20 protein-coding genes are annotated in these 18,630 nt (G+C 28.9%); 18 read left to right on the top strand and 2 right to left on the bottom strand.

Translation table 11 applies throughout. The annotated features are described in order from the left end of the window. Nucleotides 1-50 precede the first annotated feature (50 nt). Both ybaK and GFJ41_RS16055 read left to right on the top strand, forming a co-directional pair. Nucleotides 51-530, top strand: coding sequence for a Cys-tRNA(Pro) deacylase (ybaK, locus tag GFJ41_RS16060; RefSeq protein ID WP_021428545.1), 480 nt, complete (start codon nt 51-53; stop codon nt 528-530). Between the two features lie 29 nt (nt 531-559). After that, a complete protein-coding gene (locus GFJ41_RS16055) occupies nt 560-1,174 on the top strand; it encodes a DNA-3-methyladenine glycosylase (protein WP_170075859.1) in 615 nt (204 codons plus the stop codon). 57 nt (nt 1,175-1,231) lie between these two features. On the opposite strand, the gene GFJ41_RS16050 is transcribed toward GFJ41_RS16055, so the two are convergent. Further along, nucleotides 1,232-2,152 carry an AEC family transporter gene (locus GFJ41_RS16050; RefSeq protein WP_024620003.1) on the bottom strand — a complete coding sequence of 307 codons (921 nt, stop codon included), beginning with the start codon at nt 2,150-2,152 and terminating at the stop codon, nt 1,232-1,234. Between the two features lie 352 nt (nt 2,153-2,504). On the opposite strand from GFJ41_RS16050, the gene GFJ41_RS16045 reads away from it, so the two are divergent. From GFJ41_RS16045 to GFJ41_RS16015, 7 genes are all read left to right on the top strand, one after another. Then, nucleotides 2,505-3,344: a fumarate hydratase gene (locus tag GFJ41_RS16045; protein WP_021428562.1), complete on the top strand. Its 840-nt coding sequence runs from the start codon at nt 2,505-2,507 to the stop codon at nt 3,342-3,344. Nucleotides 3,345-3,356: 12 nt separating this feature from the next. Continuing rightward, nucleotides 3,357-3,887 carry a Fe-S-containing hydro-lyase gene (locus tag GFJ41_RS16040; protein ID WP_150841770.1) on the top strand — a complete coding sequence of 177 codons (531 nt, stop codon included), beginning with the start codon at nt 3,357-3,359 and terminating at the stop codon, nt 3,885-3,887. Between the two features lie 31 nt (nt 3,888-3,918). After that, nucleotides 3,919-5,097 carry an NAD(P)-dependent malic enzyme gene (locus GFJ41_RS16035; RefSeq protein ID WP_168932713.1) on the top strand — a complete coding sequence of 393 codons (1,179 nt, stop codon included), beginning with the start codon at nt 3,919-3,921 and terminating at the stop codon, nt 5,095-5,097. Between the two features lie 181 nt (nt 5,098-5,278). Then, on the top strand, nt 5,279-5,983 hold the full coding sequence (locus GFJ41_RS16030; RefSeq protein ID WP_021428577.1) for a GntR family transcriptional regulator: 705 nt from the start codon (nt 5,279-5,281) through the stop codon (nt 5,981-5,983). 251 nt (nt 5,984-6,234) lie between these two features. Then, nucleotides 6,235-7,590 (top strand): PTS sugar transporter subunit IIC, encoded by a 1,356-nt coding sequence (locus GFJ41_RS16025; RefSeq protein WP_021428558.1) that lies wholly within the window; start codon nt 6,235-6,237, stop codon nt 7,588-7,590. 23 nt (nt 7,591-7,613) lie between these two features. Next, the gene (locus tag GFJ41_RS16020; RefSeq protein ID WP_170075858.1) at nt 7,614-8,924 is read left to right on the top strand and encodes a 6-phospho-beta-glucosidase; all 1,311 of its coding nucleotides are present in this window, start codon (nt 7,614-7,616) and stop codon (nt 8,922-8,924) included. 126 nt (nt 8,925-9,050) lie between these two features. Beyond that, a complete protein-coding gene (locus tag GFJ41_RS16015) occupies nt 9,051-9,428 on the top strand; it encodes a hypothetical protein (protein WP_170075857.1) in 378 nt (125 codons plus the stop codon). 30 nt (nt 9,429-9,458) lie between these two features. Here GFJ41_RS16015 and GFJ41_RS16010 read toward each other — a convergent pair whose 3' ends face one another. Then, a complete protein-coding gene (locus GFJ41_RS16010) occupies nt 9,459-10,301 on the bottom strand; it encodes a CvfB family protein (RefSeq protein WP_170075856.1) in 843 nt (280 codons plus the stop codon). A 248-nt stretch (nt 10,302-10,549) separates the two neighbouring features. Here GFJ41_RS16010 and GFJ41_RS16005 point away from each other — a divergent pair, with 248 nt between their 5' ends. From GFJ41_RS16005 to GFJ41_RS15965, 9 genes are all read left to right on the top strand, one after another. Beyond that, entirely contained in the window at nt 10,550-11,236 is a 687-nt protein-coding gene (locus GFJ41_RS16005; RefSeq protein WP_226890277.1) for a GntR family transcriptional regulator, read from the top strand. Between the two features lie 11 nt (nt 11,237-11,247). After that, nucleotides 11,248-12,381, top strand: a complete 1,134-nt coding sequence (gene nagA / locus GFJ41_RS16000; RefSeq protein ID WP_035118741.1) for an N-acetylglucosamine-6-phosphate deacetylase — start codon at nt 11,248-11,250, stop codon at nt 12,379-12,381. Nucleotides 12,382-12,400: 19 nt separating this feature from the next. After that, a complete protein-coding gene (nagB, locus tag GFJ41_RS15995) occupies nt 12,401-13,150 on the top strand; it encodes a glucosamine-6-phosphate deaminase (protein ID WP_150841771.1) in 750 nt (249 codons plus the stop codon). A 307-nt stretch (nt 13,151-13,457) separates the two neighbouring features. After that, nucleotides 13,458-13,997, top strand: coding sequence for a helix-turn-helix domain-containing protein (locus GFJ41_RS15990; protein WP_021428548.1), 540 nt, complete (start codon nt 13,458-13,460; stop codon nt 13,995-13,997). A gap of 18 nt (nt 13,998-14,015) precedes the next feature. Then, nucleotides 14,016-15,059 carry a spermidine/putrescine ABC transporter ATP-binding protein gene (gene potA / locus GFJ41_RS15985; RefSeq protein ID WP_035118743.1) on the top strand — a complete coding sequence of 348 codons (1,044 nt, stop codon included), beginning with the start codon at nt 14,016-14,018 and terminating at the stop codon, nt 15,057-15,059. Between the two features lie 3 nt (nt 15,060-15,062). After that, complete coding sequence (locus GFJ41_RS15980; protein ID WP_021431830.1) at nt 15,063-15,902, top strand: ABC transporter permease; 840 nt, start codon at nt 15,063-15,065, stop codon at nt 15,900-15,902. Nucleotides 15,903-16,000: 98 nt separating this feature from the next. Beyond that, the gene (locus GFJ41_RS15975) at nt 16,001-16,675 is read left to right on the top strand and encodes an ABC transporter permease (protein WP_024619998.1); all 675 of its coding nucleotides are present in this window, start codon (nt 16,001-16,003) and stop codon (nt 16,673-16,675) included. Between the two features lie 2 nt (nt 16,676-16,677). Beyond that, the gene (locus tag GFJ41_RS15970) at nt 16,678-17,724 is read left to right on the top strand and encodes an ABC transporter substrate-binding protein (protein WP_035118749.1); all 1,047 of its coding nucleotides are present in this window, start codon (nt 16,678-16,680) and stop codon (nt 17,722-17,724) included. Between the two features lie 101 nt (nt 17,725-17,825). Then, entirely contained in the window at nt 17,826-18,479 is a 654-nt protein-coding gene (locus GFJ41_RS15965) for a glycoside hydrolase family 73 protein (RefSeq protein ID WP_021428566.1), read from the top strand. Nucleotides 18,480-18,630: the final 151 nt, after the last annotated feature.

Raw genomic sequence — 18,630 nt, 5'->3', positions numbered from 1 at the left:
AATATATGTTAAATTTAATATATAAGTTATTTTAGGGAGTGTGATTTTTTATGGCTAAAACAAAAGTAAAAACTAACGCAATGAGAATTTTAGATTCTAAAAAAGTAAAATATAATATGCTTTCATATGATGTTTCAGATGATCATGTGGATGGAATATCTGTAGCAAATAAGATTGGAAGAGATGTAAGTGAAGTATATAAAACTTTGGTTACACAAGGAACTAGTAAAGAGTTATATGTATATGTGATACCTGTTAATGAAAATTTAGATTTAAAAAAGGCTGCAAAAGTAGCAGGAGAAAAAAAGGTAGAGATGATACATGTAAGTGATATAAACAAACTTACTGGATATATAAGAGGTGGATGTTCTCCTGTAGGAATGAAAAAACTATATAAAACTTTTATAAATGAAACAGGAAAAGATTTAGAAAATATTATAGTGAGTGCTGGTAAAATAGGATATCAAATAGAACTAAATCCATTTGACTTACAAAAAGTTATAAATAGTAAATTTGAAGATATAATATAAGTAAGTTAAAAAAAGAAAGTTGGGATTAAATGAATGTAGATTTTTTCAGGCAAGATGCAATTGCTTTATCGAAACAATTACTTGGAAAGTATTTAGTGAGAAAATATGATGATAAAGAAATTATAGTTAAAATAGTTGAAACTGAAGCTTATATGGGAATAACGGATAAGGCTGCTCATGTATATGGGGATAGAAGGACAGATAGAACAGCTCCGTTATATGAAGACGGAGGAACCATATATGTTTATTTAATATACGGAATGTATTACTGTTTAAATATTTCTGCAAATATCAAAGATACACCTCAGTGCGTACTTATAAGAGCGGTAGAGCCTATCGAAGGAATTGATGATATTTCAATAAATAGATATGATAAAGTATATGAAGAATTAACTACATATCAAAAGAAAAACATTACCAATGGACCAGGAAAATTATGCAAAGCTCTTAAAATTGAAAAAGATTTAAATTTTAAAAGCGTATTAGGTAATGAGATTTCTGTAAAAGATTCTATCAATAATGGTAAGGAAGAAAATTTTGAAATTGTTGAAAGTAAACGTGTAAATATCGATTATGCTCAAGAAGCTAAAGATTATTTATGGAGATATTATATAAAAGATAATAAATATATATCTAAAAAATAGTTGTCTAAAATAATAGACAACTATTTTTGTGCTTAATAACTTAAGTGACTAAATTTTTTAACTAAGTAAAACTATGCTTATAATAGGAATTGTAACTATAGATATTAACGTAGTTAAAAATACAGCTTGAGATGCAAGTTGATCATTTGCATCATAGCTTTTTGCCATGATTGCTGTATTTGACGCTGCTGGCATTGCAGATATAACTACAGGCACACCTAATAATAACGGGTTTTTAATATAGAAGCTTAATAGAAAATAAACAACAGATGGAACAACTAAAAGTCTTATAAAGGATACTATATATAATTTTTTATTTATAAAAGTTTCTTTAATAGGAGAATTAGCTAGTAAGCTTCCTATAACAATCATTGATAAAGGTGTTGTTATACTTCCAAGCATATTTAAAGTATTAAATATTGGAAGTGGAAGTTTAATTCTTAAAAGGAATAATGAAAGTCCAGTTAAGACCCCTATAATTGGAGGACTTATAATAGATTTAATTGAAAATTTATATTCACTATTATGTTTATTTAACAAATAAGTTCCAACTGTAAATACGAAAAAATTAAAAGGAAGGTTAAAAATTGCTGTAAAAAATATAGCTTCTTTTCCTAAAACAGCTTCGATAACTGGATACCCCATGAACCCAACGTTAGAGAAAACAATTATATATTGATAAAGACCGCAATCTTTATCGCCTTTTATAAAAAATTTAAATAAAAAAGCTATCAATATAGTTGTAGAGTACATTAATATTGAAATTATTATTAAAGATATAATATCGCCTAATAAACTAGGGTTAAATTCCATTTGCATAGCGCTAATTATCATAGACGGTAAAAACAACCCCATTATTAGTTTCGTAAGTCCAGATGTGGTATGTTTATCTATTAACCCCTTAAAGCTAGATATGTATCCAACTAAAATAAGCAAAAATAAAACGGTTATTTGAATAAATATATTATTAAAGTTCAATATATCACCCCCTATAATTATTATATAGAGGATAATGCGAGAATGAATAAAGTTATTAAAAATAAATTGAAAATATTTAAATAAAATGTATATAATTCAAAAAATGGTAAATAATTAAAATATAAGAGATAATTAATCTCCCCCAAAACTTTAAGATATCTCTTACAACCATAAAACTCATATATCCCCCATTAAAGCATATACTTTCGGACAGTATGTGCTTTTGTTTTTTTTTGAATAAAATATAATGTAAAGAAAGGATTAAACGAATTTTGTTATTGTTAAAATAATTAAAAAATGATAAAGTTTTATATATAGTCGAATATTAAACTTGAAAATGGGGGATAAGTTCGTGAGAATTATAAAGTCATCACAAATTACAGAGATTGTAAGAGATATGTGTATAAAAGCAAATATATACCTAGGAGAAGATGTTGTAGAATCTTTAAAAGAAAACAAAGAAAAAGAAAATAGCGAACTAGGAAAAAATATATTAAATATATTAATAAAAAATTGTGAAATTGCAAAAGAAAAACAAATGCCTATATGTCAAGATACTGGAATGGCTGTATTTTTTGTAAGTATCGGTCAAGATGTACACGTAGAAGGTAAAAATATAAGCGATGCAATAAATGAAGGTGTAAAGCAAGGTTATGAAGATGGCTTTTTAAGAAAATCAGTTGTAACTCCAATAGATAGAAAAAATACACAAGATAATACACCTGCAATAATTCATTACGATATAGTTGAGGGTGATAAAATAACTATAGAGTTTGCACCAAAGGGATTTGGTAGTGAAAATATGAGCAAGATGAAAATGTTAAAGCCATCTGATGGTATAAAAGGAATACAAAACTTTATTATAGATACAGTTAAAGAAGCTGGTCCAAATCCATGTCCACCTATAGTTGTTGGTGTTGGAATTGGAGGAACTATTGAAAAATGTGCACAGATAGCAAAAAAATCTTTATTAAGGGATATAGGAGAACATAATAAAGATGAAAATATAAAAAATTTAGAAGTACAAATATTAAAAGAAATAAATAACTTAGGAATAGGGCCTCAAGGATTAGGTGGAAATACAACTGCGCTTGCAGTTAACATAGAGACATTTCCAACTCATATAGCTGGGCTTCCTGTAGTAGTAAATATAAACTGTCATGCGGCAAGACATAAAAAGGCTATAATATAAAGGGGGATAAATATGAAAAAAATAACTCTTCCCATAGATAATGAAACAATAAAAGAGCTAAAGTGTGGAGAAATGGTAAGTATAAATGGTGTAATTTATACAGCTAGAGACGCAGCTCATCAAAGAATGGTTAATTCTATAAAAGACGGTGAAAAATTGCCTTTTAACGTAGAAGGGCAAGCTATATATTATGTAGGACCAACACCCCATAAAGATGGAGAAGTAATAGGTGCTGCTGGACCTACGACAAGTTATAGAATGGATGACTTAACAGCTCCTTTATTAGATAGAGGATTAAAGTTAATGATAGGTAAAGGAAAGAGAAACGATGTAGTTATCGATTCGATGAAAAAAAATGTATGTGCATATTTAGCTGCTATAGGTGGCGCAGGTGCATATATATCAAACTCTATTAAAAAGGCTGAAGTTATAGCTTATGATGATTTAGGAGCAGAAGCTGTAAGAAGATTAGAGGTTGAGGACTTATTTGCAGTAGTTGCAATCGATTGTTATGGCAATAACATTTATGAAATGAATAAATAACTATAAATCAAAATATGAAAGAGGTTAGGTTATGACTAAAAATTACTCAGAGTTAGCATTAGAAATGCATGAAAAGAATAAAGGAAAAATAACTGTTTGTAGTAAGGTTAAAGTTGAAGATAAAGATGATTTATCTATTGCATATACTCCAGGAGTTGCAGCTCCGTGTGTGGAAATATCTAAAGATGAAGATTTAGCATATAAATATACATCAAAAGGAAATATGGTTGGTGTAGTTAGTGATGGAAGTGCTGTATTAGGTTTAGGTAATATAGGAGCTAGTGCATCAATACCAGTAATGGAAGGAAAAGCAATACTATTTAAGGAATTCGCAAATGTAGATGCATTTCCAATATGTTTAAAGACGAACGATGTAGAGGAAATAGTAAATACTGTAAAATTAATGGAACCTGTATTTGGAGGAATTAACTTAGAAGATATAAGTGCTCCAAGATGTTTTGAAATAGAAGAAAAATTAAAAAAAGAGTTAAACATACCAGTTTTTCATGATGATCAACATGGAACAGCTATAGTTTTATCTGCGGCTATAATAAACTCATTAAAATTAATAAATAAAAAAATAGAAGATCTAGAAATTGTTATAAATGGACCTGGAGCAGCTGGATTAGCAATAGCTAAAATGTTAATCAGCATGGGAGTCAAAAATATTGTGTTATGTGGATTAAATGGAGCTTTAGAAGAAGGTATGGATGATTTAAACTGGGCTCAAGAAGAAATGTTAAAGGTTACTAATATCCATAACGAAAAAGGATTATTAGCTGATGTAATAAAAAATAAAGATGTATTTATAGGAGTTTCAGGACCTAACTGTGTAACAAAAGAAATGGTAGCCACTATGAATGAGAAATCTATAATATTAGCAATGGCAAATCCAACTCCAGAGATAATGCCGGACCAAGCAAAAGCGGGTGGAGCTTACATAGTTGGAACAGGAAGAAGTGATTTTCCAAATCAAGTAAATAATGTACTTGCATTCCCAGGTATATTTAGAGGTGCATTAGATGTAAGGGCTACTGAAATAAATGAAGAAATGAAAATAGCAGCAGCTAATGCAATTGCAAATTCTATAAAAATAGAAGACTTAAACCCTGATAATATATTACCTAAATCTTTTGATAGAGATGTAGCTAAAAATGTAGCAGAAGCTATAAAAGAAGCGGCTATAAAAACTGGTGTAGCTAGAATATAAAATTATTATATCAAAATAGATGAGACAAAAGGATGGATGTATAAGTGAAAGCTTATGTATTCATCCTTTTATAATTAAATATATGTAGAGATGGAAAAAAAATTTAATATAGTCTATAATTAAATGTATAAATATTAAAAGTAAATATATATACAATTTAACTACAAAAGGGGAAATAAATATGAATGAACCTATTTATAAACAAATAGAAAGTCACATTAAAAATTTAATACAGTCAAAGACTTTAAAGCAAGGAGAATTAATACCTTCTGAAAAACAATTAAGTGAAGAATTTAATGTAACTAGAATGACTGTAAGATCAGCATTAAATAATTTAGTTAAAGATGGATATATAACTAGGCAAAGAGGCGTAGGGAGTATTGTTTTAGCAAATAAAGTATATGATAATATATCTGCGGTAAGCGGTTTCACAGAAGAGATGGAAAATAAGGGGTACAAAGTTTCCAATATATTGGAGGAGCTTAATGTTATTGAAGCTGATGAAGAGCTTATGAATAAATTAAATCTTACTGAAAAAGAAAATGTATGGGAAATTAAAAGAATACGTTTAGCTAATGATAAGAAAATATCATATATGGAGACGTATATGCCTGTAAAATTATTTCCAAATTTAAAAAAATCTCATTGTGAAGGGTCTTTATATAACTATGTTGAAGAAGTTTGTGGATATAAGATAGCTATATCTGAACGAGAAGTAAGTTCAGTTTTAGCAAATGATGAGTTAGCTAATTTACTAGACTTAACAAAACCAGAAGCTTTACTATATATAAGTCAGGTTTGTAAATTACACAATAGTGATGTTTTTGAATACTCACATACGTATCATTATGGGTATACACTAACTTTAAGCGCTGTATCTGAATAGTCAGATGCAGTTTTTTTTGATTGAGGGAATTTTAATAAAGTGAAAAAATTAAAAAGGGAAAATGTTTTTTACAAAAGACTTGAAATGTATATACATTTAAAATATAATATATATAACAATAAAAAGAATATATAAACTTTATGAATCATAAGTTTATATAAACTATGTATTTATAAACATTTTTATTTAGCTAATAAGGATTAATGTGAGTTTTAAGAAAACGATTTCTAAAAATTAAAGGGAGGATTATTATGGGAGCGATAATGAAGTTTATGGATAAGTATATTATCCCAGTAGCTGGAAAGCTAGGAGCACAAAGGCATTTAGTAGCTGTAAGAGATGGATTCGTAGCAATGATACCAATAACTATGATAGGAGCATTAGCAACGCTAGTAAATAATTTACCTATACCAGCTTATCAAAATTTTATGAAAAATACTTTTGGAGAGACTTGGACTACATTAGGTGGAGATTTATGGTGGGGATCAATTGCAACTATGGCTTTATTCTTAGTTGTAGGAGTAGCTTATAATCTTGCAAAATCATATGATGAAGATGGTTTACAAGCAGGACTTATAGCTCTTAGTATATTCTTTGTAATGTCACCTCAAGTAGCTAACATAGTTACTGAAGCAGGAGATAAAGTTAGCGGATGGGGATTTGTCCCAAGTGGATATATTTCAAACTCTGCATTATTTACAGCGATAGTAATAGGATTACTAGCAACTGAAATATTTGTTAAGTTATCTAGGATTAAGAAAATAAATATAAAAATGCCAGATGGAGTACCACCGGCAGTAGCAAGATCTTTTGCTAAGTTAATACCAGGCATGTTAACTATAGCTATATTTGGAGCAATTGGATTATTAATTAAATCATTATCAGGCGGATTATTCTTAAATGATTTATTAAATACTTATCTAGCAGCACCGTTAAAAGGAGCAGCAGACTCATTAGGTTCAACTATGTTAATTACTTTCTTTATACATGCATTATGGACTATAGGTCTTCATGGGGCAAATATAGCGATGCCTATAACAGAAACATTATTGATGGATTTAGGAGCAGAAAATGCAGCATTAGCTCAAGCAGGAGCTACTGAAGGATTCCATACTTTAGCAGGAGCATTCCTTGATGCATTTGTATACTTAGGTGGATCAGGTATGATTCTTGGATTAATAATAGCTTTAATAATAGCTGGAAGAAGACGTAAGGACATGATAGCTTTAGGATTAGCGCCGTCGGTATTCAATATAAGTGAACCTGTAATATTTGGATTACCAATAGTATTAAATCCAATATATATGATACCTTTCGTTTTAGCTCCTGTTGTATGCTCAGCAGTTGCATATTTGGCAATAGATATGGGATTGGTAATGCCTGTAATTGCAGCTAAAATACCTTGGGTAACACCACCTATATTAGGAGGATTTTTAGCAACTGGTCACTGGACTGGAGCAGCGTTAGCAGCAGTTAATCTATTGATATCAATAGTTATATATATACCATTTGTAATAGCAGCAGAGAAAATAGACAAAAGAAAAGCTACTTTAGCTACAGATCAAGGAAATGATGACGATTTCAGTTTTGACGATTTAGAATTTTAGAAATAACGATAGGAGATATGACTATGAAAAAAGGACTAAAGATAGTAACTATAGGTGGAGGATCAAGTTATACTCCGGAACTTGTAGAAGGGTTTATAAAAAGATGCAAAGAGTTGCCAGTAAAAGAATTGTGGCTGGTTGATATAGAAGAGGGGAAGCATAAGTTAGAAATAGTTGGAAATCTAGCTAAAAGAATGGTTAAAAAAGCTGGAATAGATATGGAAATACACCTAACTTTAGATAGAAGAGAAGCATTAAAGGGTGCAGATTTTGTTACTACACAATTAAGGGTAGGATTATTAGAGGCTAGAATAAAAGATGAAAGTATACCTTTATCACATGGAGTAATAGGTCAAGAGACTAATGGGGCAGGAGGACTTTTTAAAGCATTAAGAACTGTACCTGTTGTTCTTGATATAATAAAAGATGTTGAAGAATTATGTCCTAACGCATGGATAATAAACTTTACAAATCCTACAGGTGTAATAACAGAAGCTGTATTTAGATATACTGACTTTAAAAACTATATAGGATTATGTAATGTTCCTATAGGAATGAGAAATGGAATAGCTAAGCTATTTGAAGTTGAAAATGAAAGAATTCAAATGGATTTTGCTGGACTTAACCATATGGTTTATGGGCTTAATGTATCTTTAGATGGAGAGGATGTTACAGATGAAGCTATAGATAAATTTGTACACTCAAAATTAACAATGCAAAATATAAAAGCTATAGAGTTTAATGCAGATTTCGTTAAAAACTTAGGATTAGTTCCTTGCCCATACCATAGATACTATTACAAAACTAAAGAAATGCTAGAAGAAGAATTAAGTGAATTCGCCAAAGGGAAAGCTAGAGGGCAGGTTGTTAAAGAGCTAGAAGATCAATTATTTGAATTATATAAAGATGAAAATCTAGATATAAAACCACCTCAATTAGAAAAAAGAGGAGGAGCTTATTATAGTGATGCAGCGTGTAATTTAATAAGTTCTATATATAATGATAAAAGAGATATTCAAGTAGTTAATACAATTAATAATGGGGCTATAAGAAACTTTAAAGACAATCAAGCTGTTGAGGTAAGTAGTGTTATAACAAAAAATGGGCCTAAACCATTATCTATAGGATATTTACCAGATGCTGTAGATGGATTAGTAAGCCAAATAAAATCATTTGAAATGTTGGCAGCAAAAGCTGCTGTATATGGAGATTACAATGCAGCATATCTAGCACTATGTATAAATCCATTAATACCTTCTGATGATTTAGCTAAAATTATATTAGATGAAATGATAGAAGCTCACAAAGATTATTTACCACAATTTAATAAGTAGAACTGTTTCGGGGGGATAGGATAAAAAGGGTACTAAATAGTGCCCTTTTTTTATATTTAAAATATATGGTATACTATATTTTAATAAAAAGTTAAATTATATAAAAATATAGTATGGAGAATTTATATGAGTAAAAAAAATATTATAATAGGAATAATCAGCATATTAATAGTTGGTGTGCTAGTTTCAGTTGTTTTTAAAAATAGAAAAAATCCTTTAAATTCAAAGGAAGGTCAAATTGAAGTATCTGAAAATAAAGATAAAAATAAGATAGAACCAATCTCAAAAGAAAATGCACTAAAGGTATTGAAGGCTACATATGGAGATGGGGTGTCTAATACGGAAGAAGATATAAAGCAAGTGGGTAATAACTATGAAGTTAAAGTTAACGTATCTATAGAAGAAAAAGACGATGAAGGAGAGGTTCATTATCACGAACAAGATATGGGAACTCACAAAATCGATATATATACTGGTGAGATTAAAGATACAAAGGAAAAATAAAAAAAGAGTATGGGTATCCATACTCTTTTTTTATATTAGACGAGTTCCTTCTTCATCTTGAGATATTAACCCTTTTTTCATAAGAACTCCAAGTGTACGTTTGAAGTTTTTCTTACTACAACCAAATACTGATGCGATATCAGCTGGATCAGATTTATCATTTAAAGACATGAACCCTCTAGAAGCATTATTTAGATGGTTTATGATTTTACTTTCTAACTCATTTAATTCTTGCTCTCTACCTTGTCTTGGAGTAAGACCTAGCTTACCGTCCTCGTATACTTTTATAACATTTAAATTTAATTTGTCTCCGATGTTAAGTTTTGTAAAGTATTCGTTATGAAGTATAACTCCTTCAAATTTATTGTCAACACAAACCATCGCACTATCGTTAGTTTGGAATCCATAAACAACACCTGTAACATTATCTCCTACTTTATACTCAGAGTCAGGAGATAAGTAACCTTCTATTCTAGTAGTAGCAGCTATTCTTTCAGTTTTATCTAAGTATATATAAAATAAATATTTATCACCTTTTTTTAGATCATAATGCTTTGAACTAAAAGGAACTAAAATATCTTTTTCAAGTCCAATATTAATAAAGTAACCTATTTTAGTAGCATCTACAACTTCAAAGTAACCTATTTCCCCAACTTTAGCTAATGGTGGGTTTAAAGTAGCAGCTAATTTATCTTTAGAATCTCTATATACGAATACATTTACTTCATCACCAGGAATTAAAGCCTCATAATTTGTAAATTTTCTATGCATGAAAATATCATCTGAAGTATTTCCTGTTTGCGCGTCTAGGAAAAAACCGAAATCAGCTTTTCTAGCTATTTTTAATTTGTTAAAATCACCTATTTTTATCAAGTACGTTCACCTCTTTAATTTTATATTAAAAATTACATATTCTATTATAATACCATATTTATGGGTATCTTATAAATAAAATATAAAATAACTAAATTAAAAAAAGAAAATGTATATTCTATTGAAGTTCCACAATAAAAATAGTATAATTGGTATATACCAAAATTGGTATATACCATATAAAAAGAGTGGTGGTTTATATGAAGTTAGTGAATAAGAATATTGATATCCCTTTACATATACAACTTATGAAAATAATAAGGGAAATGATTGATTTAGGTGATCTTAAACCAGGGGATTCTATAATTCCAGAAAGAGAACTTTGTAATATTCAAAATGTAAGTAGAATGACAGTAAACAAAGCTATAGTTAATTTGGTAAATGAAGGATTTTTATATAGAGTTCAAGGAAAAGGAACTTTCGTTTCTGCCCAAAAAGAAAAAAATAGATTTTCTAGTATGCAAGGATTTACCGAGGTTATGAAGAATAAGGGTATGGATATAAAAACTGATATTTTATCATTTGAGGAAAATGAAAAGGATGAGTATATAAGACAAGTTTTAAAGATAAATAATGAAGATGAAAAGGTATATAGAGTTGAAAGGTTAAGGTATATTGAAAACGAACCTTTTGGAATTGAAATAAGTTATATACCAAAAAGTATTTGCAACAACCTGGAAAACGATTTAAAAGAAAGAAACTCTTTATACAATATAATAAATGAAGTTTATGGATATAAGATGAAAAAAGCTGAACAGATAATAGAGCCAATGATTTTATCTGAAGAAGAATCAAAACTTTTAAAACAAAGCAAAAACACTTTAGCGCTTAAACTTAAAAGAACTTCGTACGCAGAGGGAGATTTACCTGTAGAGTACACTATATCCATATTTAGAAGTGATAAGTACCAATATGAAATAACATTAAATGCATAGGAGGTATAATTATGAAAGCTATAATAAATGGAAAGATTTTATTAAGAAATGAAGTGTTAGAAAATAAGGTTTTAGTATTTGATAAAAAGATTATAGATATAACAGATGAAGTTCCTAGTGAATGTGAAGTTATAGATGTTAAAGGTAAGTTAGTATCTCCAGGATTAATAGATATACATATACATGGGAATATGGGAAAAGATACGATGGAAGGTACAGATGAAGCTATAGATATTATATCTAAATCAGTAGCAAGACATGGTGTTACGTCATATTTACCTACTACTATGACAATGGACGAAGAATCAATTTTAAAAGCATTAGAATCTATAAGACGAGGTATGAATAGAAGTACTGAGGGAGCTAGGGTTATAGGAGCTCATTTAGAAGGGCCGTTTATAAATAAAATATACAAAGGCGCACAAAATGGAAACTATATAACTAATCCTAATTATGAATTAGTGAAAAAATATGAAGATGTAATAAAAGTTATAACTTATGCACCAGAAGAAGATGTAGATTTTACATTTACAAAATCTATAAAAAGTAATACTAATATAGTTTTATCTATAGGTCATAGTGCAGCTACATTTATAGAGGCTAGAGAAGCTATACGATTAGGTGCTAGCAACATAACTCATACATTCAATGGGATGACAGGTTTAAATCATAGGGATCCAGGGGTTGTTGGAGCTGCATTGACAACAGATGCATATTGTGAATTTATATGTGACACTATACACATAACTAAAGATCTATTCCAATTTATATTAGATAGTAAAGGTAAAGAAAGAGTGGTATTAATAACTGACTCTATGGAAGCAGGAGGGTTAGAAAACGGAACATATAGTTTAGGTGGCCAGGCTGTAATAGTTAAGGATGGAGCAGCTAGATTAGAAAATGGATCTCTTGCAGGAAGTGTTTCAAGCTTAAATAACATGGTTAAGAATTTTTATAAAAATACAAATTTAAATATAAATGAAGCGATACATTTGGCTTCTTTAAATCCAGCTAGTTCACTAGGAATAAGTAATGATAAGGGAAGCTTAGATATAGGAAAAGATGCAGATATAGCTATATTTGATAATGAATTAGATTGTTACATGACTATTGTAGATGGAAATATAGTGTTTAAAAGAAATTAATTATAGGTGGAGGGTTAATATGAGAATACTAGTTTGTAAAAATTATGATGAAATGAGCAAAAAAGCTGCTCAAATAATAGCAAGTCAGGTTACTTTAAAATCAGATTCTATACTAGGGCTAGCAACAGGTAGTACGCCTATAGGAATGTATAAGAATTTAGTGGAAATGTATAATGAAGGTACATTAGACTTTTCTGAGGTAAAATCATTCAATTTAGATGAATATTATCAGTTACCTAGAGAGAATAATCAAAGTTACTATCATTTTATGCATGAAAACTTATTCAATCATATAAATATAAAGGAAGAAAATGTAAATATACCAAATGGTATGACTAAGGATATAAAACTTGAATGTAAACAATATGATGATTCTATCAAAAATATTGGAGGAATAGATATACAGGTTTTAGGTATAGGACTTAACGCACACATAGGATTCAATGAACCATCGAATGTATTTGTAAAAGGAACAAACTTAGTTGACTTAAAAGAATCTACTATAGAGGCAAATGCAAGATTCTTTGAATCTATAGATGAAGTTCCTAAAAAAGCAGTAACTATGGGAATTGGCTCTATATTTAAATCTAAAAAGATAATTTTGTTGGCATCAGGAGAAGGTAAAGCTGAGGCTATACACAATACTGTATATGGAGACATAACTCCTCAAGTTCCATCATCTATACTTCAGCTTCATAGAGATACAATATTAATTTTAGATGAAGGTGCGGCAAGTAAGTTAAAAGAGGAAGACTATAAATTAATATAAATTGTATAAATAGCCTGCTAAACAGCAGGTTATTTGTATTTTATAAACTAAAATTAGGAATAAAATAGCAAAATATAATAAAAAAAATATAATTAGGCATACTAAACTTTATGAATATTAATATAAACTAAAATAAATGCTAAATCTACAAATCCTTAAAAACACTGGGGTTTAAAGTGAAAATTAATATAAAAAAATATTCGAAAAAGTATTGAAATTTGTAGCTTAATTTTATATAATATGTCTTGTTGTTTAGAAATTTTAAACAAAAGGTTTAGTAAAAATGATTTAAAATAGGAGGTGGACCATGGATATAGGTGAAAAAATTAAACGATTAAGAATAGAAAAACAGTTAACACAAGAAGAGTTAGCAAATAGATGTGAACTTTCTAAGGGATTTATATCTCAATTAGAAAACAATTTAACATCACCATCCATAGCTACACTTATAGATATATTAGAAATTTTGGGAACGAACTTAAAAGAATTTTTTAATGAAATGGATAATGAAAAAATTTGTTTTTCAAAAGAAGATATGTTTGAAACTGAGGATGAAGAATTAAAATATACATTTAAGTGGTTGGTTCCAAACTCTCAGAAAAATGAAATGGAGCCAATATTAATATCTTTATCTCCAGGAGGTCAATATAAAGAAGAAAAGCCTCATGAAGGAGAAGAATTTGGTTATGTATTAGCCGGTTCAATTTACTTACACATAGGAGATAAGAAGAATAAAGTTAGAAAAGGCGAGAGTTTTTACTTTAAGCCTAGAGCAAATCATTATATATCAAATGCTGGGAAAACAGAAGCTAAGGTTATATGGGTGAGTACACCACCATCATTTTAAGAGAAAGAGGTGATATATTTGTTAGAAAACATAATAGAATTAAAAAATCTATCTAAAAGATATGATGACAATCAAGTTTTAGATAACTTGAGTTTAGACATTAAGAAAAATGAATTTTTAACATTATTAGGACCAAGTGGATGTGGAAAAACTACAACGCTTAAGATAATAGCTGGATTTGAGTACGCTGATGAAGGTAAGGTATTATTTGAAGAACGTGATATCACAGATATACCACCTCACGAAAGACAAATAAATACAGTATTCCAAAAATACGCTTTATTTCCTCACATGAATATATATGAAAATATAGCTTTTGGTCTTAAAATAAAAAAACTACCTAAAGACGAAATAGATAAAAAAGTAAAAGAAATGCTTAAATTAGTTGCACTTGATGGTTTTGAAAGAAGACAAGTAGAATCGCTAAGTGGAGGACAACAGCAAAGGGTAGCTATAGCTAGAGCATTAGTAAATGAGCCTAAAGTTTTATTACTAGATGAACCTTTAGGAGCATTAGATTTAAAATTAAGAAAAGAAATGCAAATGGAATTAAAAAAAATACAAAAAAAATTAGGAATAACATTTATTTTTGTAACTCATGACCAAGAAGAGGCTTTAACTATGTCGGATAAAATAATTGTTATGAATAAAGGTAAAATTCAACAAATGGGAACTCCTCAAGATATATACAATGAGCCAGAAAATTCATTTGTTGCTAGATTTATAGGTGAAAGTAATATATTTGATGGAATTATGTTAGAAGACTATTTAGTAGAATTCTGTGGAAAGAAATTCAAGTGTGTAGATAAAGACTTTGAAAAAAATGAAAATATTGAAGTTGTGATAAGACCGGAAGATGTAAAAATGGTTGAACCAGAAAAAGGAATGTTAAAAGGAAAAGTTACATCAGTATTATTTAAAGGTGTTCACTATGAAATTGAAGTTAATGAAAACGGAAGAATGTGGATACTACATAATACACAAAGTGCACAAGTTGGAAGTGAATTAGGGTTAGATATATATCCAGAAGATATCCATATAATGAGAAAAGTGAGCGAATAGATTATGAAGAAAAATAAATCAATTCTTGCTTACCCTTATATAATATGGAGTGCACTATTTATAGTAGTTCCTTTAATTCTTGTGCTGGTTTTCAGTTTTACAGTTGAAAATGGAGATAAGCTAATATTTTCTTTAGAAAATTATAAAAGATTAATTAACCCTATATACTTAAAAGTATTTTTAAGATCTATAGTTTTAGCTGGATCATCAACAATAATATGTTTATTAGTTGGATATCCAGTTGCATATATAATTTCTAAGGCACATATAAGCAAAAGAAATACTTTAATATTATTATTCATACTTCCAATGTGGATGAACTTCCTTTTAAGAACATATGCATGGGTTGCTATTTTAGGTAAAAATGGAATATTAAATTCATTCTTAGGATTATTTGGAATAGAGCCTGTTACATTACTTTATACTAACTTTGCAATATTACTTGGAATGGTATATAACTTTTTACCATTTATGGTACTACCAATATACACATCATTATCAAAAATGGATAATGATTTAATTAATGCAGCTAGAGACTTAGGAGCTAATAGCTTCCAAGTTTTCACTAAAGTTATATTCCCACTTAGTGTACCTGGAGTTATTTCAGGAATAACTATGGTATTTATGCCAGCTGTAACTACATTTGCTATCTCAAGATTATTAGGTGGAGGTAAATTTATGTTACTAGGAGACTTAATAGAGCAACAATTTACAGTAGTTGGAGATTGGAACTTTGGATCTGCGATATCGATATTTATGATGATTGTAATATTAATATCTATGGCAGTTATGTCAAGATTTGAAGATGACAGTGATAAGGAAGGCGGTGGGTTATTATTTTAAAGAAATTAGCATCGAATATTTACTTAACATTAGTGTTTTTATTTCTATATGCACCAATAATGGCGCTAGCAGTATTTTCATTTAATGATTCTAAATCTATGGCCCACTGGAATGGATTTACATTTAAGTGGTATAAGCAACTTATTCATAATGAGAGTATAATGAATGCGTTATATTATACTTTGTTAGTAGCTATAATTTCATCTATAATAGCTACAATAGTAGGAACTATAAGTGCTATAGGAATACATAAAATGAGAGGTAAAAGAAGAAAGTTAATACTTAATATAAACTATCTTCCAGTATTAAATCCAGATATAGTTACAGCAGTAGCATTGATGAGTTTATATGTATTTTTAAAATTAGAATTTGGATTTACGACTATGTTACTATCTCACATAATGTTTAGTATTCCTTATGTAATACTATCAGTGCTTCCTAAAATAAAGCAACTTCCTCAAAATATAGAAGAGGCTGCTATGGATTTAGGAGCAACACCTATGTATGCTTTAAGAAAAGTTGTTTTACCTCAGATAAAACCAGGTATAATATCTGGATTTTTAATTGCGTTTACAATGTCTATAGATGACTTTATAATAAGTTTCTTTAATACTGGAAATGGAGTTAGTAACTTATCTATAGAAATATATGGTATGGCAAGAAGAGGAATAAAACCTGAAATTAATGCACTATCTACAATAATGTTTACAGTTGTATTAATTTTACTTTTAATATCTAATAAGAAACAATCTATAGTAAGGAGTGATAAATAATTATGAAATTAAGAAAAATATCAATTTTAATTACTATAGGTTTAATGGTTTCAACTATGCTTACTGGATGTGGTGCTACAGATTCCAAAAAAGTTTTGAATGTATATAATGTCGGAGATTATATAGATGAAAATATAATAACTTTGTTTGAAGAAAAAACAGGAATTGATGTACAGTATGAAACTTATGATACTAATGAAATGATGTATCAAAAAGTTAAAAGTGGAAGTACTAATTATGATTTAATATTCCCATCTGACTATATGGTGGAAAAAATGAAAAGTGAAGGACTTCTTCAAAAAATAGATTTTAAAAATATACCAAATATGAAGTATATAGACAAAAGCTTTTTAAATCCTATATATGATGAAACTAATGAATATAGTGTTCCATATATGTGGGGAACTTTTGGTATATTATATAATAAAAAAATGGTTAAAGAACCGGTTGATAGTTGGGATATACTTTGGAACCCTAAATATAAAGGGAATATAATGATGTTCGACTCAGTTAGAGATACTATGGGAATATCATTAAAAAGATTAGGCTACAGCATGAATACAACTAATCCTAAAGAAATAAATGAAGCAATGAAAGAGTTAATGAAACAAAAAGGCTTAGTATTAGCATATGTAAATGATGAAGGTAAAGATAGACTTCTAGGCGAAGAAGTAGCTATGGGGATTGCTTACTCAGGAGATGCAGTGACTTTAATGGAAGAAAATCCTAATTTAGCTTACGCAATACCTAAAGAAGGTACAAATAAATGGGTAGATGCAATGGCAATACCTAAAAGTGCACAAAATAAAAAGGAAGCTGAAATGTTTATAAACTTTTTATTAGATCCTGAAATTGCGAAGATGAATGCTGAATATATAGGATATTCAACTCCTAATGAAGGAGCTTTAAAGTTATTAGATAAAGATGTAACTTCGAATCCTGTTGCATATCCGCCTAAATCTGTTATGGATAAGACTGAAACATTTATTGATTTAGGGAACAAATTAAGATTATACGACGAAGCTTGGATAAAGCTGAAGTCTAAATAAAAAAAGCTCATTTGAATGAGCTTTTTTATTTTTTTGCGTAAATTAGCATATAAAAGTTTACAAGATGATATTATAATATAAATTAGAAAGTGGAGGGTAGTATGGGGATAAGAAAAAAGAGAAACTTTAGAAGAAAATTTAAGATTAATAATAAAAAAAATAAAGAGTTGCTTCAAAGTCTTAGTTTGATTTTAGTTTTATCATTTGTTGTTGGAGGAATATACACTGTATATGAAAATAAAAATTACGAAAAAAAAATAGCTAAAATAGAGTCATTGAAGATCGAAGAGGAAAAAATAAAGTTTATTAAAGATATTGAAAAAGAAGCTGAAAGCAGTTATAAGGAATATGGCGTATTGCCATCTATAACTATATCTCAGGCTATACTTGAATCTGGTTGGGGGCAATCAGAATTAACAAAAATCAGTAATAATTTATTTGGAATAAAAGCGGATGAAAGATGGAAAGGTGAGAATGTAGAAGTAGCAACATCAGAAAATTATAGTGATGAAGTAATGGCTAAATTCAGAAAATACAACTCATTAAATGATTCGATAAGAGATCATGCAAAGTTTTTAAAAGAAAATCCAAGATATGCAGAACATGGTTTGTTTAAAGGAAAAGATTATAAATCACAAGCTCAAGCGTTAGAAGATGCAGGTTATAGCACTAAAAAAAATGAACAAGGGGAAGCTATATATGCAGATATGCTAATAGATTTAATAGAAAGATATAACTTAAATTTAATAGATTAATAAAAAAATATAAAAAAGTGTTGACTTCAAAAAAAAAGGATGATATTATTATACATGTGCTCAAGAGAGCATGGATTAAGAACTTTGAAAATTAAACAGTAGGTTAATTATAAAAATTCTTTTTTAAAGAATTAAACACAAACAACCAAGC

The sequence above is a fragment of the Paraclostridium dentum genome (assembly GCF_012922555.1).
Taxonomy (GTDB): domain Bacteria; phylum Bacillota; class Clostridia; order Peptostreptococcales; family Peptostreptococcaceae; genus Paraclostridium; species Paraclostridium dentum.
The sequence above is the reverse complement of the archived record's forward strand: the minus strand, read 5'-3'. Positions and strand labels throughout refer to the sequence as shown.